The following is a 21,830-nucleotide window of genomic DNA, read 5'->3' as shown; positions in this document are numbered from 1 at the left end:
CAGATTCTGTTATTGAATGCTATTACAACCGATTACCATTTATTTGTATAATTAATTAATTACATGCTTTGGTTTTGTTTTTCAGAACAATCTGGCTTGTTTTGACCGATTTAAATTGCTTTACTTCTTTGGGTAACTTTGATTAAAAGCTAGGGCGTGTCCTCATTTTACAAATGGTCATAAAAATGAGATAAATTGCAGTCAAATGAGGAAAATAGCGCAAATAATATCGAGATATTAATCAGCTATTTGACGATGTTCGGCAAGATTTAGCCCATTTAGATACAATCGCTTGAATTGAGGACGCGCCCTAGTTATTTACATACTGCTTAGCAATTAACGAGGCATGGGACGAATTGTCAAAATCTGCTCGCTACGACCAAAAGGCCCATGTATATCGTGTAATACGGCACTGGTAAGCCCTATTCCGTCAGCGCCATACTGTTGTACAGCTTCAATGCCAAGCCAACGACCCTGCGGTGAGCGATGCATATGAATCTGCAAATCTGTATTGGGAAACATCCATTCCAACGTTGTGAGGCCAAGGCCAAGCCGTGGTACTACACCATTCGCAGTGTCGACCATACCCAATAAATGCACCAAATCATCTGTTGGCTCACCTGCTACCATTTCAACATCATTGGTGATCCAGACCATACCACGACCAGCACGGCGATCGGCATCAGTGACTAAGCGCACTGTTTCAATAAAACCACCTGGCCAACCTTTCATCCCATCCCAGTCCGCTAACTCTTCAGGTTGATACTGCGCTTTTTGATCCTCTAGCCCTGCAATCTCGCTGGTATCTTGCGTCATCAATCGCCATGCACGTGCAATAATTGCATCACGACCGCCACTACTCATGACCGCCTCAACCAGCTCAATAGTTTTACCCGGACGAATACAACGAGTGGTAATGGTAAAGTCATCAAAGGGTATCAGTCCCAAGATGTCAAGGCTAATACGAGCAATACGCGTATTTGCTTGCGGGGCATATTTACTGAGCTCAGCGGTCAGTATTCCTGTGGCTGGTGCCATATGTTGCTCATGCTCATTCCAAGCGCCTTGGACGTTCTTTGTTGGTTGGTAATAGGCGACTACCACACCATCGTCTTGCTGCTCGCGTTTAATAAAGTTGTAATAAGCTGACATGGATATCCTTGATTTTCAATCGAATCCCTCTCATTCATCCAGCGCTTTTGACTGCCGTGAGAAGTGGTTATGGTTATATAAAAAATACGCTTTACCAGAGCGTGTTAAACAGCCGCTGGTAATTTTTAGACTTCGCCTACTTTTCTTGTTTATTTAGTAAGCGCTTGCTTTCTCATAGTAAGCAGCGTGCGACTCTTAGCCATTATAAAGAGGAAAAAAGCCATGATGGCAATGAGAACAGCATATAACAAACTATAATCCTTCATAAATTGCGCGGTGTTGAGAACCAACATCGATATCAGTACCACAATGACCAGCATGTTGATTTTCAATTGCTTATTAATGTCTTCAACAGAGGCTTCTGCCAGTACAAATTTATTTTTCTGTTTTTTCATGTTATTTACCCACTTGTGTGACCGGAATACGTAACGCTTTGGGCAAGCTGAAAGTAACGTTTTCTTCGATCCCTGATAGCTCACTCGGCAAATCACCACCCCAATCCTGTAGCTGCTGCAACACTTCTTGAATCAATACTTCTGGCGCTGAAGCCCCTGCGGTGACACCCACACTGTCGATACCGTCGAACCAGCTGTTATCCATTTCGCTAGCATTGTCTATCAAGTAAGCACGGCAGTTCATCCGCTCTGCCAATTCACGCAAGCGATTGGAGTTCGATGAGTTTGGTGAACCAACGACCAATACTATCTCGCAGCGACTGGCCAAGTCTTTGACCGCATCTTGGCGGTTTTGGGTGGCGTAACAGATATCGTCTTTACGCGGCCCTTCGATACTAGGGAACTTGTCACGCAAGGCATCGATGACGCGAGCTGTATCATCCATCGATAAGGTCGTTTGGGTCACGAATGCCAAACGTTCGCCATCCTGCACAGTTAGCTTTGCGACATCGGCTTCATTTTCGACCAGATGAATCTCCCCACCATGGCGACGATTAAAGCGTCCCATCGTTCCCTCTACTTCAGGATGACCTGCATGGCCGATCAATACCGCATCCATGCCATCTTGGGCAAATTTAGCGACTTCGATATGTACTTTGGTAACGAGCGGGCAAGTGGCATCAAAGACGGTCAGGTCACGACGCGTCGCCTCATCTTCGACCGCTTTTGAGACCCCATGCGCCGAGAAAATGACAATGGCTCCATCCGGCACTTCATGTAGCTCTTCGACAAATACGGCACCGCGATTGGCCAAATCCGAGACCACAAATTTATTATGGACGACTTCATGACGGACATAAATAGGGGGCTCAAAGCGTATCAACGCTTCGTTGACAATCGCAATCGCACGATCAACACCAGCACAAAATCCACGTGGATTGGCAAGATAAATTTGCATAAGATGGCCTATCATTAGATAATTTGTATTTATAGCTTAACGTCAAAAGTTTAACGTTCAAAAGTTGGGATGCATTCAATACCCTACTTTAGCATAATTTGCTTTTATTGCCTTTTAAAATACCACCGTCGCAGTCGTAATAGACACAGTTGATCTTTAAAAAATAACGGTTGGTCTTTAAAAAATAAAAGTACCAAAAGCAGTTTATAATTATACAGCGGTTACGGTTTCTCTAACCTTACATGATGGCATTTTATATTTTTACCAGCCTTTGACGCTTTGGCGGTTTACTAACACACACTTTACTAAGACGTACTCCATCAGGACGCACTCCATTAGGAAATATTGTATGACAGGTTCATTATTTATTATTACCGCCGCCTCCGGCACGGGCAAAACTTCATTGGTAAAGCAGCTACTTGCCACCACCAATGACTTGACCGTCAGTGTGTCGCACACGACTCGCGCCCCGCGTCCCGGTGAAATTGATGGTCATCATTATCATTTTACTGATGTTGATACATTTGTGGCTGCTATCGGTGACAATAAATTTTTGGAACACGCCGAAGTGTTTGGTAATTATTATGGCACCTCAGAACAAAGCGTGCGTGCGCAGTTAGACGCCGGTGTCGATGTGATTTTGGAGATTGACTGGCAAGGGGCGCTACAAGTCAAAAAAATATTTACCGATGCGACGATGGTTTTTATTCTGCCGCCAAGTATTGCTACTTTACGCCAGCGCTTATCGACTCGCGCGCAAGATACCCTGGAAGTCATAGAGCAACGCCTAGCGGGCGCGGTAACAGAGATGGCGCAATACGTGAATTTTGATTTTGTCATTATTAATGACAATTTCGAAGTCGCCTTGACTGAGCTAAAGGCCATTATCGTCGCCGATAGACAGACCTTAAAACGTCAACAGCAGCGTTATCATCGCACCATTACCAACTTACTCAATCCCAAAGTAGAAGAGTAACCGGAAAAATAGGTGAAGGCTAAAATCGCACTATCTGCCCTCTTATCTGAGCATTGTGCGCGTCGCCTTCGATATAAGTAGCAGCAGACATAAAAAGCAACCACCTACCTAGGCAAAAAATGCTACAATGTCTAGCTATTCCCCTTTATATTTTTGATATTATTTTTATTGAGTGGCGGGCCATGCCCGTGACTGATAAAAACAACCGAGGTAGGTATTTATGGCACGAGTGACGATTGAAGATTGTTTGGATAATGTTGATAATCGCTTTGAGCTGGTTTTGGTCGCAAGTAAGCGCGCCCGTCAGTTGGCCAAAGGTATCGCTGAGCCGTTGGTTGAAGTCGATAACGACAAGCCTACGGTACTGGCTCTACGTGAAATTGCTGCTGGCAAAATCACCCGCGACATTCTAAATCAGCCAGAGCATAACTTTGCCACGAGTTCACTAGACTTAGCATTGTCAGGCGATCATAGCTTTTAATAAGAACGGCTCGAAACGCATCTGCATATCGATGATAAAACCACAGCTTATGCTGTGGTTTTTCGTTTATACAAGTGTTCTTTTGCCGATTACCAATGCCATTTATACCCGAAATCGTACCATTGGGTTGGAATTTATGAATTTTTTCCTAGCACCTGTGCTTAGCAGTTGACATTGAAGGCGATTTACGATTAATTAGAGGGTGGTCTAGCCTTTCTACTGCTCTCTATTATAATTATCGCGCTCTTTTACAATGATCGTTTTCTTTTATGATATGGTCGCTGCAATTTAAAAGCGTGACAGTATCAACCTTGTGAACGATACGCTAGTACAGCTTGCATGCGGTTGCATTTATATCCATATATCCATGCACCGATATTATTTTTTTAACGATAGATTAGTATTCATTCAGTCACCATTTACCTTAACAGCGCTCAATCAATGATAGATAATGGAAAATAGGATCGTCACTTTATGAGTCAAACCCTCCCCAAACTCAGTCATCACCTAGTCGATGATGCTCAATATAATTTGCTCCGTTCAGTTGGCTATCTGACTGCTGCTGAACGCCGTGACATTATTGATGCTTGTGAGTTCGGCGATATTGCGCACATTAAAGACAAGCGTAAATCAGGGGAGCCATATATTACTCATCCGATGGCGGTCGCTGAGATATTGGCGGGCTTTCGCTTAGATCGAGATACAATTATTGCGGCGATTTTACATGATACGGTCGAAGATACCGAGGTCAGTGATGAGCAAATTGAGCAGCGTTATGGCAAAGTCGTGGCGAGGCTGGTCGATGGGGTCACCAAACTAAAATCCTCGTCCCATAATAAGCAACAGAATAAAGCTGCTACCTTTCATAAAATCCTGACGGCTACCCTTGCTGATCCACGAGTGCTCATTATTAAGCTGGCCGACCGCTTACACAATATGTCGACGCTGGATGCGGTACGCCCCGAAAAACAGCGCACCACGGCGCAAGAGACATTAGATTTTTATGTGCCATTTGCCCGTCTGATGGGTCTCAATGACATTGCCGATTATATCGAGGTGCTATGTTATCGAAATCTTGATTCTGGGATGTATAACAAGATTTCGGATAAGCTACTGCAACATGGGCTGGGACGAAACTTCCAAAGAGAAGCCATTCATAGCTATCTGACTATTGTCTTAAATAATCTAGGGCTCAATGGCCTCGTGAAAGTATTAGACAATCGTGTGGTGATATATCGGCAGTTTTTCCGCAATCGCGGTGAGATTAATGCCCTGCTCCGTCACTACGCTTTTGAGATTGTGCTCGATAGTATCGAAGAATGTGACAAGCTTGCTTATTACCTAATCAAAAAATATCAGATCGATGACGGCCATATCGCTGACAATATTCGGCGTCCATTACCAGGTGGCAACCAATCACTGACCCTTATTTATGAGCGCGATAACGACTTTGTAAAAGTCACTATCTTGACCAAACAGATGCAAAATGCGGCAAGGCTGGGCGTCATTGGCGCAGAACACGCCTCCGATGTCAGCCAATCAGTCATTCAAGCATCGCTGCGCAATATGAAGGACTTGGTGGATGAGGACAGCCTTAATCAACACAGCCCTGACTTTACCGCTGCGGTCTCGACGATTAATGAGCTGATGGATTATTTGCATTCAAGCAAAATCATCTGTTATAGCCCAAAAGGTCGTGCTTATGAGCTACCGCAAGGAGCCACAGCGCTTGACTTTGCCTACGCTGTTGGACCTATGGTCGGCAATGTCGCCGTTGGTGCCAATATCGATGGTAAAAAGGCCAAGCTGGGTACGGTGGTCAAAAACGGTCAATTGGTCGAGATAGAAGTGAATAGCCACTCGGAACCAAAAGCCGAATGGTTAGGATTTGTGGTAACCAATAAAGCTCGTGAAGAGATTTTACGCTGGTTTAAAGATTTATCTGCAGCTGATAAGCAGCACCACGGTCAACAAGCCTTGGATCGCGCGCTAAAAACCTATCAAAAAAGTCTCGATGATTTAACCGATAGCGACTGGAAAAACTTGACAGAATGGCGCGGTCTGGCAGAAAAAAGTGCGCTATTTGAGCAGATCAGCTCGGGTACGCTATTGCCTCAGCTGGTAGTCACGCGGCTATTTAGCGATGAAGTCAGTGACTTGCAGGCCAAAGAACACAGCGATGATACGGCGCAACCGCAGCAATTGATCGTCAACGCCTCAGGGGTTGAGCTTGATTTTGCCAATTGCTGTCATCCGATCTATGGCGACCCTATCGTTGGCCATTTATCGCGTCATGGCTTGGTGGTACATCGCCATAAATGCTTTTCGCTCGATGATATTCGTAAGGACAACCCTTACCAAGTGATACAGCTGCGCTGGCGCAATGATAAGGCCATCAAACAAAATGAGTCCGGTGAGCACGCTAGCAAAGTCCGTTTTTCGGCTTATTTAAAGCTGTCTCTTGCCCTCAGCGACGAACAAATTAGCGAGGTTATCTACCATCTGCGCCAGTTAAATATGGGGGTCGAAACGGTCGATGTGCGCCATACTGACACCATCATCCATATTGTGGTGCGTAGTCGCAATCACTTAGCACAAGGCATTCGCGAGCTGCGCTCACTATTGGGATTTCCTAATATTATGCGACTTTATCAGCTATAGCTATAAGCGCTATTAATGCTTAATACCTAACTTTTTTGCTGATTGAAGAAGCACTAAACCCTTATAGAGTTAGCCTTAATTTTTAGAAAAAACCAACACAATGATAAACTTTGCTACTTCGTTTTTAGTCAGTAAATCCAATCAATCAAACGAAAAAAATACGTTAAGGATATAATATGAGTCGTCAAACCATTCAAACAGATAAAGCTCCTGCCGCTGTTGGTACTTACTCACAAGCAGTAAAGGTCGGTAACACCGTCTATATCTCAGGTCAGCTTGGTTTTGATCCTGAAACCATGAAACTGCGCGAGGGTTTTAGAGCACAGGCTGAGCAAGTGTTTGAAAACATTAAAGCCATTTGTGAAGCCGCGGGTGGCAGTCTAAATGACGTGGTTAAATTCAATGTATCTTTGACTGATTTGAATGACTTTGCCACCTTAAACGAGGTATTCATTGCCAACTTAAGCAAGCCATACCCTGCCCGTGCAGCGGTACAAGTAGCCGCACTACCTAAAGGCGGTGTGGTTGAAATTGAGTCTATACTATACATTGAATAATACGGAAGTTATTACACTGAATGCTTAAGTGAATGCGTCAAAATAACGGTTGTTAGCGTAAGCCCAAATATCATTATTTGGGCTTACTGTTATTATCCTCATCGAGTTTATTATTTAGATACCCAAAAGTTAGGAATGCATTTTATGTTGGTACAAGTTGCGCTGCCTGTGCCCCTTTATCGGGTATTTGATTATAGCCTACCGGCAGATATGAACATTTCACTAAATGAGGCTGCATCACAACTACCGCCAATTGGTAGCCGCGTCGAGGTATCATTTGGTCGTCAGACTTTAATTGGTATCGTCATTGCTCATATCGCTGCAGCAGATAGCAGCGTACCAATAAAAAAACTCAAACCTATCAATAAGTGCTTAGATGCCGAGCCGATTTTGGACGCCAGCATGTTAAAGCTGGCTTATTGGCTGGCAAGCTATTACCACTATCCGCTTGGTGATGTGTTAGCTGTCATCTTGCCCACCCTCGTTCGTCAAGGCAATCCGCTAGACTTATTGATTACCCATTGGCGAATTTTGCCGCATGCGAATGATGATGACTTTCGTGCCAATGCCAAAAAACAAAAGCAGCAATTCGATATGCTTAAACTGCATGGCGAACGCGGTGCGAGTGAAGATACTTTGTTGTTGGAAGGCATGCAAAGAGCCTTCTTAAAGACGCTGGAAGAAAAAGGCCTTATCGAACGCTATATTGAGCCAAAACAAGCACCTGCCCCTGTCAAACTCGCGAAAATGCCACTTGATCTGAACGATGAGCAACAGCTTGCTGTCGACGCTATCATTGCTGCCCACGAAGCTAAGCGCTACACGGGATTTTTATTAAACGGTATTACCGGTAGTGGCAAGACCGAAGTCTACCTGCAAGCGATGCAAGCGGTATTAGAAGCTGGCAAGCAAGTTTTGATTTTAGTGCCAGAGATTGGATTGACACCACAGACGCGTGCACGTTTCGCCAGTCGATTCGCAGCTCATATCGTCTTGCTGCATTCAGGCATGAACAATACCCATCGCTTACAAGGTTGGCAAGATTGCCGCACGGGTCATGCTCAAATCATTATCGGGACGCGTTCAGCAGTGCTATATCCTTTTGCTGATTTGGGACTTATCGTCGTCGACGAAGCACACGATGGCTCTTATAAACAGCAAGATACCCTACGTTATCATGCCGCTGACGTCGCGCTGTATCGCGGCCTGCAATACAACATTCCCGTCGTGCTTGGTACCGCCACCCCTTCACTTGAGCATCTAAAACTGGTCGATGACGGCAAATTAGTAGAATGCCAGTTATTGACTCGCCCCGGTAATGCCAAGCTTGCCAGCATGCAGCTGATTGATGCGCGCCTGCAAAGTACCCATCAACAAACGACGGACGAAGGCGCTCGCTATGATACTGGTCTGACCGATGCGCTTATCGGCGCAATACGGCAAACACTAGAGGCTGGCGATCAAGTATTAATATTTTTAAATCGTCGCGGCTATGCACCAGTTTTGCTATGCGAAGCTTGCGGTTGGCAAGCAGATTGCCCGCGCTGTGATGCCCATTTAACTGTCCATTATAATAGCCAATCGCCATCTAATTCCTATTCAAGCAGCTCATATTTAAAATGCCACCATTGCGATTGGCAAGCCTATATTCCAACGGTTTGCCCTGATTGTGGCAGTCAAAATTTGGATGCCAAAGGAATGGGCACTACAAGGCTCAGCGAAAACTTGCATGCGATTTTTGCCAATCCGCAAACCAGTAAAGAGCTTTACCCTATTATCCAAATCGATCGCGATACCACCAGACGTAAAGACAGCTGGGAGAATATCTATCAACGTATCAATGAAGGCAAGCCTGCCATCTTAGTTGGTACGCAAATGGTCGCCAAAGGTCATCATTTTCCTAATGTTACGCTTGTTTGTTTGCCCAATGCTGATCGTGGCTTTTTATCAGCCGATTTTCGCTCACCGGAACATACTGCACAACTCATGATTCAAGTCGCAGGGCGTGCCGGTCGCGGTGATAAATCGGGGCGCGTATTGATTCAAACGCTGCAGCCCGATAATGAGCTGTTATTAAAATTGGTAAAAGATGGTTATCTTTCATTTGCTCGCGAGCTATTGCAAGAACGTAAAATGATGGGCTTGCCGCCGCATAGTTATGCTGCCCTAATACGCTGTGAAGGCAAAACCCTTGCCGCCACGACGCAAGCGCTTAAAGATGCGATTGCTATTTTGCCAAATGGGCATAATCTTGCTGTCCTCGGTCCTATCGATGCGCCAATGAGTAAAAAGAACAGTCGCTACCACGTGCATTTACTGCTGTTAGGCAAAGACAGACAGCAATTGCATCGGGTATTACATCATTGGTGGCAACCTGTACTTACCTTGCCAAGCGCCAAATATCTGAAGCTGACCTTGGATATTGACCCTGTTGGTTGGTAACTTCCAACTACTACTCTTTATAAGCCCAACTACTCCTCTATAACTCGCCGTTACTAAAGAACGCTATTAGAAATAGTTCATTTATCGTTTACCGCCTAGATACAGCAAGCATTTATTAAATGTGCTAAATTATTTATATCTGTCTGGTTTTTATACAGCAAGCACAGCTTTATAAGCAATCAAATTTCACCTTCTATCATCCTGAGTGTTGTTATGAATCAAAATCACCCAAAATCTGAAAAGAATGACCATTCTCATGAGAATACTGCGGCTGATAATCATAAGCACGGTCAAAAGGATGCAGAAGGTCATTATATTAAAGACAGTTATACTGATAATAATCAAGACAATCACGACCACGATGAACACCTAGAACAGACGGTCGCACCGCGCGATACCAAGGGCTATCAGCGTACGTTACTCTTTAGCTTTGTCATTATTACTGGCTATATGTTTATCGAAGCCATCGGTGGCTGGCTCACGGGCAGTTTGGCGCTATTGTCTGATGCTGGTCATATGCTCAGTGACGCCGTAGCCCTTGGCGCGACGTTAATGGCGTTCAAAATTGGTGAAAAAGCAGCCACTCATCAAAAGACGTTTGGCTATAAACGCTTTGAGATTTTAGTGGCAACAGTCAATGGTGCGACGTTGGTTATTATTGCCATTATGATTTTTTATGAGGCGATTAAACGCTTTAATTCGCCGCCTGAGATTGCGACCCAAGGCATGCTTATCGTTGCTACCATTGGTATGTTGGTCAACATTTTGGTCGCTTGGCTGATGCACCGTGGCAGTCGCGGCACAGATGCACATGGTCACAGTCATGCAGGTAGTAACAAGGACAGTCAAGGAAAAAATGAGGGTAAAGCACCGGTCAATCTGAATATGCAAAGTGCTTATTTGCATGTCTTGAGCGATTTGATGGGTTCGGTTGCCGCTATCGTTGCCGCGCTTTTGATGATGAGCTTTGGCTGGATTTGGGCGGATGCGGCGGCCTCGGTGATTGTCGCCATATTGATTTTGTTTAGTGGTTACCGCGTCGTCCGTGATTCGGTCCATATCCTGATGGAAGGTACGCCAGAAGGTATATCGCTAGTTGAGGTCGAAGACAAATTACTTGCCCACCCGCAAGTACGACAAGTCCATGACCTGCATGTTTGGAGTATCACCAGCGGTCTCAACGCCCTATCGTGTCACGTGGTCGTCGATGGCGAAATGAGTATTTATGAATCCAGTATCCTGATTACCAGTTTAGAGCAAAGCCTCCTTGAGCTTGATATTCACCATGCGACCATTCAGGTTGAAAGCTTAGCGCATCCGCAAACCAAGACGCATAGCGATGCTTTAGTTTGCGATATCTCACAGCAGGCGACTGATACCAATAGTCATATTGGTCACAACCATTAAGCGTAAGACATTAAACATAAGACATTAAACCATATAATTATCAATTAAGACGTCGCCTATCTGGTTGTTAGTTATGAGCGACGTTTTAATTGATATTTTTTTATAAAGTACTGGCAATAACGCAGTATTAGCCAAATTATCCACAGCGCTGTTATGAGCCAAGTACTTAGCCCGAGCCCCAACAACGTCATGCGAATCCAAAAATCTAGCGCACCGTTCATGAGGTGCGGCAGATAAGCCGGTCCCATATTGGATGCCATTATTAACCAAAACCCAAATAGCAGCGCCAGTCCTGCACCGATAATCCTTAAAATTATTTTACCAACAGTTTCTAATAAGCCACGCCAGTTATCATATATGGACGAAGGAGGTGAATGATGATTCATAAAAAAGCGCCTAAAAAGTGGCTTAAAAAAGATAAATAAAAGACCTTTATTGCAAATCAGCTTATATCAGGCAGATTTTTATCATTGTAAGAGCATGTTAAAAATAATGGAAAATTTGGCCGCGCCGCCATATTTTTCCTATAAATTCTGTATACTTAAGGCTTAAAACCCTTATTCATAACCAATTGATGACCTTCTGCCATGTCGAGACGCTCAGCTCCTTTCGTTGCTCCTAGCTACATTGATGACCCTATCTCAAGCGAGGGTAAAAAGCATGCCAAAACATTGCTATCAACGCTGCAAGAAGACATTGCTAGCTTTCGAGATGCGCAGTTCCCGCCTGATATTTTGCGTCAAATCCGTGATATGCCTATTTATGAAGGCAATCTAGCCGAAGTCCAAGCCTATCAACAGCGTTGGCAGGCGCTGCTCGAACGCGCGATGGCCTTTTATCCGGCGGCCAATCTACCGCCCGATTATCTGCCATTACCTGCCAGCCTCGAGATACCTCAATTTATCTATCATGTTCAGCGCCTGCATCTAACCAAAACTCATGCTAAAGAATCTAAGAGCTTTGGCTCAGTAGGTGCACTTACTGATAAATGCGGGGATTATAGCGCTGATGAGATTGCGCGTATGGCTGCCGTATTGGAGAAGGATGATGAGGCGCGTTTAGTCGCACATCGTGAATTTATTGACTTGCGTGCGTACGTCTTTTGCCGCGATAGTATGGGTGAGATGCTAGAGCCCGAACGTGTGCGCTTTTATCGCACTGGACTTATCGTTCATGCACTGCCCAATTTTAAGATGATAGACAGTCGGCAGACACCGCGTAAGCGTCGTAATGATGCTTATAACAATCCGCTTGCTGATAACGGCGTGTGGAAGATTTATCGCAAAAAATAAAGTATGCTAGCGTTATTTATTATTGTCCTTCTTGTTTTATATTGACTGTTTTACATTGCTTATTTTTTTGCCAATTTTGAGGATTCCAGATGTTCGCTGCCGCCGCCGGCTCACCAAATTTAATGTTACAAGCTACAATTTTCTTAGGAGCTGCCCTGCTCTTTGTACCCCTTGGCAAACGCTTTGGTATTGCGACCGTCCTTGGTTATTTAATCACCGGACTGATATTAGGACCAAGTGCGCTAGATGTGGCGGGCGACGCTGAGAGCTTATTACATTTTTCTGAATTTGGCGTGGTGATGCTGCTATTCATCATTGGTCTTGAGCTCCAGCCTTCACGGCTTTGGGCGCTACGCCGCTCAATATTCGTCCTTGGTGGCTTACAAGTCGGTCTGTCTGGCACCTTATTGATGAGTATCCTCTATCAATTTTTCTCCTTACCACTCGATACGGCTTTTATCGTCGGCTTCGGCTTAGCGCTCTCCTCCACCGCTTTTGTGCTACAAATACTGACCGAAAAACAGCAGCTATCTAGTACCCATGGTCGTGAAGCGTTTACCATCTTGTTATTCCAAGATATTGCCGTGATTCCCTTATTGGCGGTTATTCCATTTTTGTCAGGGGTGCGCGAGCAGAGCTACGACTTAATCTATTTCGGCAAAGTATTTGCGGTTTTCGCCGGACTTATCTTTGCTAGCCGCTATATCATCCGACCTTTCTTTAAATTTGTGGCATCTAGTGGCGCATCAGAACTATTAACCGCAGTTGCTCTATTTATCGTCATGGGCGTCTCTATCTTGATGGGGCAGATTGGTCTATCGATGGCGCTTGGTGCATTTTTGACTGGGGTTTTGCTGGCGGATTCGGAGTACCGTCACGAGTTAGAAGCCAGTATTGAACCTTTTAAAGGGTTATTACTTGGGCTATTTTTTATGTCGGTCGGAATGCTGACTGATGTCAAACTCATTTTGGCCAAGCCCATCTTTATTATCGGCTGTGCGATGGCATTGATGTTTATTAAGTTCGGTGTGGTCACCGCTATCGCAAAAATATCTGGCAATCGCTGGCCAACCAGTATCAGGTTAGGGGTTACTCTTGCTCAAGGCGGTGAATTTGCATTTGTTTTGTTCAGTGTGGCCACCGCTCAAAATGTCTTGCAACCTGAGCTGGCAAACACCCTAAACCTCATTGTGACCATCTCTATGGCGCTGACGCCGCTGGCATTCTTATTATTAGAAAAAATAGGAGAGCCGTTATTCGCCAAAAGCAAACCCAGCCGTGAGTACGATACCATCCCTGATCATGAGCATCAGGTTATTATCGCTGGTTTTGGCCGTGTCGGTCAGATTATCGGTCGCGTATTACGCATGCACAATATCGAATTTACAGCCATCGAACGCTCTGCAAATCGGGTGGATTTCGTCCGGCGCTTTGGTAACCAAGTCTATTACGGCGATCCAAAAAACCCTGAGATATTGCGCGCCGCTGGTATCAAAAAAGCCCGCGTCTTTATTCTGGCGATTGACGACCTAGAGCGCTCTATTACCACCGCTCAATACCTGCGCAAAAACTACCCTGACTTAATTATCTTGGCACGCGCTCGTGACCGACAGCACTATTACCGTCTCCGTGAAGTTGGGGTTCGTCATATCTGGCGTGAGACTTATTTATCGTCTTTAGATATGTCGCGTGAGTCCTTGCAGCTGCTTGGCATCTCTCCTGAAAAAGCGCGCGAAACCGTGCAAACTTTCCGTGACTATGATGATGATTTGATTGAGCGTCAGCAAGCCATCTATGATGATGAGGCCAGCCTGATAGAGTCAGTACAGTCCTCAATGACAGAGCTTGAGAGCTTATTCGATGAGGATATTGGTAAGGCACGTAAGATGGACTTGAGTGAGTTCTCTGACGCCCTAAAAAACCAAGCAGCGCCCGTTGATGAAAACTAGAATATTGCTACTAACCCCAAGGGATAATTGCCGTTTAATCCGGTGAGCAGTTTGGCGGCGCAAGTTTTTCATTTAGCGAGCTGGTACATTGCCAACTGTTGCTATCTTTCACATGATAAAAAGCCACTGTTTGCTCATTGAGATAACGCAGTGGGAATTTAACGTTATGAATCGTTCCTATGACGGCACAATCTGTTTTAGGAACGCCCGGCACTTGAGTATCAATACGCACCAGCACCTGCGGATCATCTATGTTAAATGGCAAATTAATGGGACACTGCCCGGTCTGTTGGTAAATGACCGCCACACGATTCTGCGTCGTCTTGGTGATGTCATAAGCGTTAAACAATACCTCATTGGCTTTTGGCTTCGCAATAATAGGTAAAAACTGCACCTTAATCACCAATAAAGCAAAAGCAAAGAGCCCAAATCCCAAGCCCAAACCAAACAAACTGACCCCGCCCTCTCGGCGCAGATGTGCTTGCTGCGCCGCCTCGTCTCGCGGATGATCCTCAATCGCATCAGCGATTTCGCGCCGTGCCATCCGGTAGTAATAAGCGTCTGTCCAACGTGCCACCATAGACGCCCAAAACAGCCAAATAATCGCTGCAATACCCAGCCGCGTTGCCATTTGATATGCATCTGGAATATAAGACATAGCTACAAATTCAAAAGTGACCAGCACAATAGCAACATTAAGCTGAATAAAAGACCAGCCTGCTACGCTGTAAACAATTGCATCCATATAGCGCTTGCGATATAACAGCCAAGGAAAAGTAATAAAAAAGGTGGCCCAGTGCCATTTTGGCGACAGATAACCTTGCTCATCAAACTCTGAGAAGCGCTTGAGATAATAGCGCTGGGTACGATGACCGATAAACCATTTATCCAACTGCTCACGCTTGGCAGCTGTCAGCTGTTCTTGGTAAAACGGTGGTGGCGAGTCCGTCTCAATAAATAACATAACAGTAGGCTCTCAAATAAAAAGCGTATTCATAATCACTGTAAGACACTCTTCAGCGAATAATTATATTAGGGTCTGTTGAACATTCAAATATTAGGACTGCTGATTGCTAAAATCGTCCCAAACCTTTTATCAAATCAGGCGTAAACCGACGATAATGTCGAGACCTTAGCTAGGTTTACAACAACGTTTGGGGTGATTTTAGTATCAGCCTTTCAGGGCAGGGCTGTTTTTTGCCAATACATGGCGAAATTGTCTAACCTAGAATGACTGGGCGTCAAAAATTTCACTGCGCATTGTCTAAAAAATAGCCACTGCCAGTTCTACATTTGAATGTTCAACAGACCCTAAATACAATCTCTATATTCTTCATTAATATTTCATATTTATAAAATATCTCTAGTATAAACTGATGCAAAAGCCAATCATAGAGCGACTGAGCTCTTACCCTTATTTGATTCGTGAGCCTCTCATGTTTACACTCAAGCGCAATATAATCATAACTATTATCGCTATTACCGTTCTAATTGCTACTGCTACAACCCTTATCATTATTAATATCAGTGCAATATCTGATCCTTATAACAATGAGCTAGGTTTGGATAAAAGCACCTTTGTAGGGCAATGACCGTTTGCCGTCGAGACAGTAATAATAAGATGTGATGACATTGATAATAAATCTATTATTTCCATAATAACCCCTAGTGGAGAGAGTTATACTCTCAATGCTGAGTCAAATACAAACATTGATAAGCCGCAAATGAAAATACTTAGGGCAAAATATACAGTCTGGTGCGATGTTGCTACAGACACTGAAACAGATAAAAATCATTTAGCATCTGCTGACTCTAAAGCTCCTACAGACGATATCATCGCTGCAGGTTTAAAATTATGTACGGAGACTTAGAAAAAGCTCGGAAGGGGCTAGGAAGCATTTTACGGTATTGGCAAGCGTCTAATAATTGAACGTTCACACTTGCTGATATTTAACCTATAATACGTTCATATTCGCAACTTTCTAAAGTCTTAGTGCCCCTATGAACCAGTCTTCTAATACCGATAAATTAAACGCTATAAGCCAAGTGGCTGAACCTGATATCGCCATCGAGCCCGTTTCACAAAATGATAAGCATATTCGTATTGTTAATACCTTTATGAAACGGCGTACGCACATGAATAAGAATGCCGAAATGGCTCTTACTGATCCAGAATTTGCGCATTATTTGGTCAATAATAGCTTCGGTGATGGCAATCTCGACGGCATCGAGGACTTGCGGGTGTTATTCGCGGATAGCCCTAATGGCAGTGCCGCTCCGCTTACTTTAGAGATTGGGTTTGGGCTGGGTGATTCATTCATCGAGATGGCCGCCGCAGAGCCGACGCGCAATTTCGTTGGCGTCGAAGTCCATGAGCCAGGTATCGGTAAATGCGCTTATATGGCAGGTACGCAAGAGCTAAACAATGTCAAAATCATTAACGGTGATGCTATTCAATTACTCAAGCAATTACCAGAAAACCATATCGACCGCATCCAGCTTTACTTTCCTGACCCATGGCAAAAGAAGCGCCATTATAAGCGCCGTTTTGTCAGTCCTGAGCGTATGGCGATTGTCACGCGCAGTTTAAAGCAAGGTGGCTGGTTCCATACGGCAACCGACTGGGAGCATTATGCCTTTTGGATGGTTGAGGTTTTAGATGGTTTTTCAGGGCTAACCAACCAAGCAGGCGCAGGCAACTTCACAGACCGCCCTGACTTTCGTCCAATGACCAAGTTTGAGCGCCGTGGTTTAGAGCGCGGACATGGTGTCTGGGACTTGATCTATATTAAAGAGTAAACGTTACCACGTTACCCTTAATGGTTTTTTGACAAAGCGGCTAAGATATCTAGCCGCTTTTTTGTACTATCGGTATCGCTTTTCCTCATTCTATCTAAATATATGTAGCGTTTAATTGGCTGAACCCTCTGTCTGAGGTGCTTTGAAGAATTTTATTTATCCAAATTAACAAAGCAGCAATATGTGAAACATAGCCATTTCGACGAAATTTACAGAAGAAGAAATAGTTGCATAATAGCAAAAATGTATAACTGAGTGATTTTCTGCTCCTACTTATCCATACAAACATTGATACTATAAGGGCTGCATGAGTTCTCCCCATAAGCTGTGGATAACCCTGTGTATAAGTCACCACTTGACAAGAATTTTCCTAGGTAGCTTAAAGGGTTAGGTAAAATCGTTCATTTTTTATACAATTTAAAAACCCTTAATATTCAATATCTTAGACATCATTTGAAATCATAATAATTTATTTTTAATATTTTTAAATATTATTCAATTATTAAAGATGTTTCACACACGACGAATAAACTTTGATTATTCGTTGTGGACAACTTATAAATCTATTGACAAACCACCCTGTTATCCGGTCTGAAATAACAGATAAATGCTAGCATGGTTTGTATAAAGTCATCGTTGTTTATCACGCGACAATTAGTGTCGTTTAGCGTTTCCTAACCCTAAAGCCAGTCCTTGGATTTTGTTATAATTGCCTTATCTAATCAATAGTAGTACAAAGCATATGCTTTAATTAATTCACTATTGATACGCCAAAGTCTCCTATAATCATAGATGATTATGAACTTTTTTTTACTTATCTCATTATTTAATTTTACTGTATAGTAGAGTGATATATTAGCTATTACTTACTAATTACCACCTATTACAACGTCGCTAGCCTATTTAAAGGCTGAATCTTTCTTATGATTTAGGTCATTCCTATTATTAGCCTCACTACCCTAGCGTTATATAGTAGCAAAGACATCTTATTTACCATTTCAAAATAATTATTGAATAAAAGGAATCCAGTATGGACGACAATAAAGCCAAAGCACTCAAAGCAGCCCTCGGTCAAATCGAAAAGCAGTTTGGCAAAAACACCATCATGCATCTAGGTGACGACTCAGCCATTATGGATGTTGATGTGGTATCAACAGGCTCACTAGGTCTAGACATTGCGCTCGGTATCGGCGGTCTGCCAAAAGGTCGTATCGTTGAGATTTATGGCCCAGAAAGCTCTGGTAAAACGACTATGACGCTGCAGGCGATTGCAGAATGCCAAAAGCAAGGCGGTGTCTGTGCCTTTATTGATGCTGAGCATGCACTAGATCCCGTTTATGCGCGCAAGCTTGGCGTGAGAACTGATGACCTACTGCTTTCTCAGCCTGATAATGGTGAGCAAGCACTTGAAATCACCGACATGCTAGTGCGGTCTGGGGCGGTTGATATGATTGTCATTGATTCTGTGGCTGCGTTGACGCCGCGCGCGGAGATTGAGGGCGAAATGGGTGACTCGCACATGGGCCTGCAAGCACGTCTGATGAGCCAAGCGCTACGTAAAATTACCGGTAATGCCAAACGCTCAAACTGTATGGTGGTCTTTATTAACCAAATCCGTATGAAAATTGGTGTCATGTTTGGTAGCCCTGAGACCACGACTGGTGGTAATGCGCTGAAATTCTACGCCTCAGTCCGTATGGATATTCGCCGTATCGGTGCGGTCAAAAATGGTGATGAAATCATCGGGAACCAAACCCGTGTCAAGGTCATCAAAAACAAAATGGCACCGCCCTTCCGCCAAGCAGAGTTTGAAATCACTTATGGTGAAGGTACCAATCATTTAGCCGAAGTGATTGACTTAGGCGTTGAGATTGGGGCGGTTGGTAAAGCAGGCTCTTGGTATAGCTATGGCGATGAAAAAATTGGTCAAGGTAAAGCCAACTCTGTACTGTTCTTAAAAGAAAATCCTGCGATTGCGAAAGAGATTGAAGATAAAATTCGTGATGAAAAACTTGGATCGAAAAAAGAAGCCAAAGCAGCGGATACTAATGAAGCCGATGTAGAACCCGCTTCTGAACCTGTTCAATAACGGCTCCATTATTCACCGTTATCAATGATCATGACTTGTTATGAAAATTAAATTGTTATGAAAATTAAAACTCTAGCTGAAATACTTGCTGAATCGGACACCGATTCAGCGAGTAGTGCTAATACTAACTCAAAAAATTCTGCCCAATCTTCTAAGACTTCTCGGCATTCATCTAAAGACAAGCCTAAACAGTCGGCTAAAACACATAAGCGCTCGACCTACTCTCGTAAAGCTACTTCGTTATCTGATGACTCCAGCTTTGAGATAGAATCAGTTGACGCACCCCCTTCTACTAGCAAAAACCCTACTAAATCCAAAAAGCGTAAAAAACGCTTTCACCCAGCGGCTAACTTTAGCCCTGAGCCTAGTGATGTGCCCGCTTATCAACCACCTGCAGCGCAAAGCATTAGAGAGATGCTAGCAGAGGTCAAACACAACGTTCATGGTGAGCAAAACGATAGCGCTGCTACTGGTGATGACAATAGATTTAATAAAGAATCAAATCACATAGCAGATGCAACCGCTACCACTGCTTCTACGCATAGCGTAGTAGACAGCCATACAGATAACCTACCGGCGGCGCTTAAAGCCTACTTGCGTACCCCTGAACAACGTCAAGCGGATATTGATGCAATCAAAGCCGAAAGTCGCTTACGCTGGTTGGCGTTTTATTATTTATCGCGACGTGAGTATGGCAAGGCTGAGCTTAAGCAAAAGCTGCTCGATAAAGAGCAAGACCCAGAAAAAGTTGATGCGCTGCTTGAAGAGTTTGCAGAAAAAGGCTATCAAAGTGACTATCGCACTACCCTCATGCTGATTCGCGAAAATATCCGCAAAGGTCGTGGACGAGGACGTATCAAGCAGGAGTTTTATCGTAAAAAAATTGCCATGCCGGGTAATATTGATGAGCTAATCGATATGGCGAATGCAGAGTCAGAGGAGTTTAGCGAATTCGTAGATGACAGCGCTGACAATTTGGTCGATGGTGTCGATTGGCTCAAGCTCGCTGTTGCTGCTCGCACCAAAAAGTACGGCGACGACATTCCTACTGAGCAAAAAGATAAAGCGCGCCAACTACGGTTTTTGCAATATCGTGGCTTTAACACCGATATCTGCTTTGCGGCACTCAACTATACGCTAGACACGTTAGATGAGCGCTTTTAGGATAGTGACTTATAACGATTGATTAATAATAGCCGAGCACCTTCCACCAAATCAGACCAGCACCTATCCAAATCACCAAATTGACCACACTCATTATCGCGCCAATACTCCACCATTCTCTTAACGTGACATAACCTGAGTTAAAGATAACAGGTGCGGTACCAGTCGCATAGTGGGTAAGCGTCATCATGATGTTCCCTGCTGCGGCCAAGATTAACGCATACAACATTGGCGGCGCACCTAACGTCAATCCTACTGCATAAAAAGCCGCAAATAGTGCGGTAATATGCGCGGTGGTACTAGCAAAGAAGTAATGGATATATAAATAAACCAAAGTCAAAATAGTCACGGCACCGATCCAGCCTACCCCAGTTGTACCAATCAGAGACTCAATATTGCTTGAAAACCAGACTATCAAACCAAGCTTATTGAGATATGCTGCCATCATAATGAGCGCACCGAACCAAATAATGGTATCCCAAGCAGATTTCTCTTTTAGGATATCATCCCAAGTCAGCACACCCGTTAATATTAAAGTCGTTAGACCAATAAAGGCCGTGGTGGTAGCATCAACACTATATTCTTCACCTAAAATCAATGCCGGTATATTTGCCCACAACAGCAGCATCAGAGCAAACACCCCGAGCATGATTTTTTCTTGGCGACTTATTTTGCCCATTTCTGCCAAATTGTCCTTGGCAAAACCTTTTGCATCGGGTGTGACTTTGACATCAGGTGGATAAACCATATAAATAACTAAGGGCATGATTACCAAGCACAGTATCCCCGGTACAAACATCGCTACTGCCCACGTCGTCCATGACAGCTGAATGTCACCGCCAGTCGCCTTATTAACTAGGTCTACGACTAAAGGGTTGGGCGCAGTAGCTGTAATAAACATGCCAGAAGTGATAGGGTTGGCATGATAGTTAACCATTGCCAAGTAGCGACCAATTTTATTTTGCGTACCCTCTTCTGGAGTGGAATGAAAGCTCTGAGCAATGGACTTCATAATAGGGTGGATAATACCGCCGCCACGCGCCGTATTAGAGGGCGTAATGGGCGCTATCATCAATTCAGCCGCAGTCAAAGAATAAGCCACGCCGATCGTTTTTTTACCAAAAATAGAGATGAAATAATAGGCGATACGTCGACCTAGACCTGTTTTTATTAAGCCACGAGATATCATTACCGCGATACCAATCAGCCAAATTAGCGGGCTTGAGTAGCTTGATAAGGCATCGCTAATGGCCTGTTTTGGACTATCACTTGTCACACCCGTCAGTGCCACTAGAGTGACCGCAATAATAGCAATCGCTCCGATGGGCAATACCTTGCCTATAATAGCGACGATAGTGGCAATAAATAATGCCAACATGTGCCATGCTTCAGGCGTGACGCCAGTCGGAATTGGAATGACAAACCAAATAATCAAACCTACTAAAATAGCAATCGCCGCTTGGACAGGCTTAAATGGCATGAGTAGTTTTCCTTATTGAGTGATTGAT

The 21,830-nt window shown here is 44.1% G+C and carries 17 protein-coding genes; 11 read left to right on the top strand and 6 right to left on the bottom strand.

Annotation, left to right across the window (positions count from 1 at the left end):
* Positions 1-336 precede the first annotated feature (336 nt).
* From HQR03_RS01060 to ispH, 3 genes are all read right to left on the bottom strand, one after another.
* Positions 337-1,152 (bottom strand): thioesterase family protein, encoded by an 816-nt coding sequence (locus tag HQR03_RS01060; protein ID WP_173238842.1) that lies wholly within the window; start codon positions 1,150-1,152, stop codon positions 337-339.
* A gap of 149 nt (positions 1,153-1,301) precedes the next feature.
* Entirely contained in the window at positions 1,302-1,547 is a 246-nt protein-coding gene (locus HQR03_RS01055; RefSeq protein ID WP_025652444.1) for a hypothetical protein, read from the bottom strand.
* 1 nt (position 1,548) lies between these two features.
* A complete protein-coding gene (gene ispH / locus HQR03_RS01050; RefSeq protein WP_025652443.1) occupies positions 1,549-2,505 on the bottom strand; it encodes a 4-hydroxy-3-methylbut-2-enyl diphosphate reductase in 957 nt (318 codons plus the stop codon).
* 349 nt (positions 2,506-2,854) lie between these two features.
* Between ispH and gmk the strand changes: the two genes are divergently transcribed.
* From gmk to HQR03_RS01020, 6 genes are all read left to right on the top strand, one after another.
* Complete coding sequence (gene gmk / locus HQR03_RS01045) at positions 2,855-3,481, top strand: guanylate kinase (RefSeq protein ID WP_025652442.1); 627 nt, start codon at positions 2,855-2,857, stop codon at positions 3,479-3,481.
* 220 nt (positions 3,482-3,701) lie between these two features.
* A complete protein-coding gene (gene rpoZ, locus HQR03_RS01040; protein ID WP_025652441.1) occupies positions 3,702-3,962 on the top strand; it encodes a DNA-directed RNA polymerase subunit omega in 261 nt (86 codons plus the stop codon).
* 474 nt (positions 3,963-4,436) lie between these two features.
* Positions 4,437-6,623, top strand: coding sequence for a RelA/SpoT family protein (locus tag HQR03_RS01035; protein WP_173238841.1), 2,187 nt, complete (start codon positions 4,437-4,439; stop codon positions 6,621-6,623).
* Positions 6,624-6,799: 176 nt separating this feature from the next.
* Positions 6,800-7,180 (top strand): RidA family protein, encoded by a 381-nt coding sequence (locus HQR03_RS01030; protein WP_173238840.1) that lies wholly within the window; start codon positions 6,800-6,802, stop codon positions 7,178-7,180.
* Between the two features lie 144 nt (positions 7,181-7,324).
* On the top strand, positions 7,325-9,622 hold the full coding sequence (locus HQR03_RS01025; RefSeq protein ID WP_173238839.1) for a primosomal protein N': 2,298 nt from the start codon (positions 7,325-7,327) through the stop codon (positions 9,620-9,622).
* Between the two features lie 213 nt (positions 9,623-9,835).
* A complete protein-coding gene (locus HQR03_RS01020) occupies positions 9,836-11,029 on the top strand; it encodes a cation diffusion facilitator family transporter (protein ID WP_173238838.1) in 1,194 nt (397 codons plus the stop codon).
* Positions 11,030-11,100: 71 nt separating this feature from the next.
* On the opposite strand, the gene HQR03_RS01015 is transcribed toward HQR03_RS01020, so the two are convergent.
* Positions 11,101-11,415 (bottom strand): hypothetical protein, encoded by a 315-nt coding sequence (locus HQR03_RS01015; protein ID WP_173238837.1) that lies wholly within the window; start codon positions 11,413-11,415, stop codon positions 11,101-11,103.
* A gap of 201 nt (positions 11,416-11,616) precedes the next feature.
* Here HQR03_RS01015 and HQR03_RS01010 point away from each other — a divergent pair, with 201 nt between their 5' ends.
* Positions 11,617-12,321 (top strand): hypothetical protein, encoded by a 705-nt coding sequence (locus HQR03_RS01010; protein ID WP_173238836.1) that lies wholly within the window; start codon positions 11,617-11,619, stop codon positions 12,319-12,321.
* Between the two features lie 89 nt (positions 12,322-12,410).
* On the top strand, positions 12,411-14,270 hold the full coding sequence (locus HQR03_RS01005) for a monovalent cation:proton antiporter-2 (CPA2) family protein (protein ID WP_173238835.1): 1,860 nt from the start codon (positions 12,411-12,413) through the stop codon (positions 14,268-14,270).
* Between the two features lie 34 nt (positions 14,271-14,304).
* Here HQR03_RS01005 and HQR03_RS01000 read toward each other — a convergent pair whose 3' ends face one another.
* The gene (locus tag HQR03_RS01000) at positions 14,305-15,234 is read right to left on the bottom strand and encodes a DUF2628 domain-containing protein (protein WP_173238834.1); all 930 of its coding nucleotides are present in this window, start codon (positions 15,232-15,234) and stop codon (positions 14,305-14,307) included.
* A gap of 1,037 nt (positions 15,235-16,271) precedes the next feature.
* Here HQR03_RS01000 and trmB point away from each other — a divergent pair.
* The 3 genes from trmB (at position 16,272) to HQR03_RS00985 (ending at position 20,322) form a co-directional block, all read left to right on the top strand.
* On the top strand, positions 16,272-17,069 hold the full coding sequence (gene trmB / locus HQR03_RS00995; protein WP_101212380.1) for a tRNA (guanosine(46)-N7)-methyltransferase TrmB: 798 nt from the start codon (positions 16,272-16,274) through the stop codon (positions 17,067-17,069).
* A 1,030-nt stretch (positions 17,070-18,099) separates the two neighbouring features.
* Complete coding sequence (recA, locus tag HQR03_RS00990) at positions 18,100-19,158, top strand: recombinase RecA (protein WP_173238833.1); 1,059 nt, start codon at positions 18,100-18,102, stop codon at positions 19,156-19,158.
* 57 nt (positions 19,159-19,215) lie between these two features.
* Positions 19,216-20,322: a regulatory protein RecX gene (locus tag HQR03_RS00985; RefSeq protein ID WP_173238832.1), complete on the top strand. Its 1,107-nt coding sequence runs from the start codon at positions 19,216-19,218 to the stop codon at positions 20,320-20,322.
* 22 nt (positions 20,323-20,344) lie between these two features.
* Here HQR03_RS00985 and HQR03_RS00980 read toward each other — a convergent pair whose 3' ends face one another.
* Positions 20,345-21,802 (bottom strand): anion permease, encoded by a 1,458-nt coding sequence (locus HQR03_RS00980; protein WP_173238831.1) that lies wholly within the window; start codon positions 21,800-21,802, stop codon positions 20,345-20,347.
* Positions 21,803-21,830: the final 28 nt, after the last annotated feature.

Origin of the sequence: Psychrobacter okhotskensis, from assembly GCF_013248965.1 — a bacterium.
GTDB classification, from domain to species: domain Bacteria; phylum Pseudomonadota; class Gammaproteobacteria; order Pseudomonadales; family Moraxellaceae; genus Psychrobacter; species Psychrobacter okhotskensis.
This window is presented reverse-complemented; position numbering and strand designations above follow the sequence as displayed.

Bases quoted from the DNA above. Each gene is read 5' to 3' on its own strand.
- HQR03_RS01060 (WP_173238842.1), bottom strand. From the start codon at position 1,152: ATGTCAGCTTATTACAACTTTATTAAACGCGAGCAGCAAGACGATGGT.
- HQR03_RS01055 (WP_025652444.1), bottom strand. From the start codon at position 1,547: ATGAAAAAACAGAAAAATAAATTTGTACTGGCAGAAGCCTCTGTTGAA.
- ispH (WP_025652443.1), bottom strand. From the start codon at position 2,505: ATGCAAATTTATCTTGCCAATCCACGTGGATTTTGTGCTGGTGTTGAT.
- gmk (WP_025652442.1), top strand. From the start codon at position 2,855: ATGACAGGTTCATTATTTATTATTACCGCCGCCTCCGGCACGGGCAAA.
- rpoZ (WP_025652441.1), top strand. From the start codon at position 3,702: ATGGCACGAGTGACGATTGAAGATTGTTTGGATAATGTTGATAATCGC.
- HQR03_RS01035 (WP_173238841.1), top strand. From the start codon at position 4,437: ATGAGTCAAACCCTCCCCAAACTCAGTCATCACCTAGTCGATGATGCT.
- HQR03_RS01030 (WP_173238840.1), top strand. From the start codon at position 6,800: ATGAGTCGTCAAACCATTCAAACAGATAAAGCTCCTGCCGCTGTTGGT.
- HQR03_RS01025 (WP_173238839.1), top strand. From the start codon at position 7,325: ATGTTGGTACAAGTTGCGCTGCCTGTGCCCCTTTATCGGGTATTTGAT.
- HQR03_RS01020 (WP_173238838.1), top strand. From the start codon at position 9,836: ATGAATCAAAATCACCCAAAATCTGAAAAGAATGACCATTCTCATGAG.
- HQR03_RS01015 (WP_173238837.1), bottom strand. From the start codon at position 11,415: ATGAATCATCATTCACCTCCTTCGTCCATATATGATAACTGGCGTGGC.
- HQR03_RS01010 (WP_173238836.1), top strand. From the start codon at position 11,617: ATGTCGAGACGCTCAGCTCCTTTCGTTGCTCCTAGCTACATTGATGAC.
- HQR03_RS01005 (WP_173238835.1), top strand. From the start codon at position 12,411: ATGTTCGCTGCCGCCGCCGGCTCACCAAATTTAATGTTACAAGCTACA.
- HQR03_RS01000 (WP_173238834.1), bottom strand. From the start codon at position 15,234: ATGTTATTTATTGAGACGGACTCGCCACCACCGTTTTACCAAGAACAG.
- trmB (WP_101212380.1), top strand. From the start codon at position 16,272: ATGAACCAGTCTTCTAATACCGATAAATTAAACGCTATAAGCCAAGTG.
- recA (WP_173238833.1), top strand. From the start codon at position 18,100: ATGGACGACAATAAAGCCAAAGCACTCAAAGCAGCCCTCGGTCAAATC.
- HQR03_RS00985 (WP_173238832.1), top strand. From the start codon at position 19,216: ATGAAAATTAAAACTCTAGCTGAAATACTTGCTGAATCGGACACCGAT.
- HQR03_RS00980 (WP_173238831.1), bottom strand. From the start codon at position 21,802: ATGCCATTTAAGCCTGTCCAAGCGGCGATTGCTATTTTAGTAGGTTTG.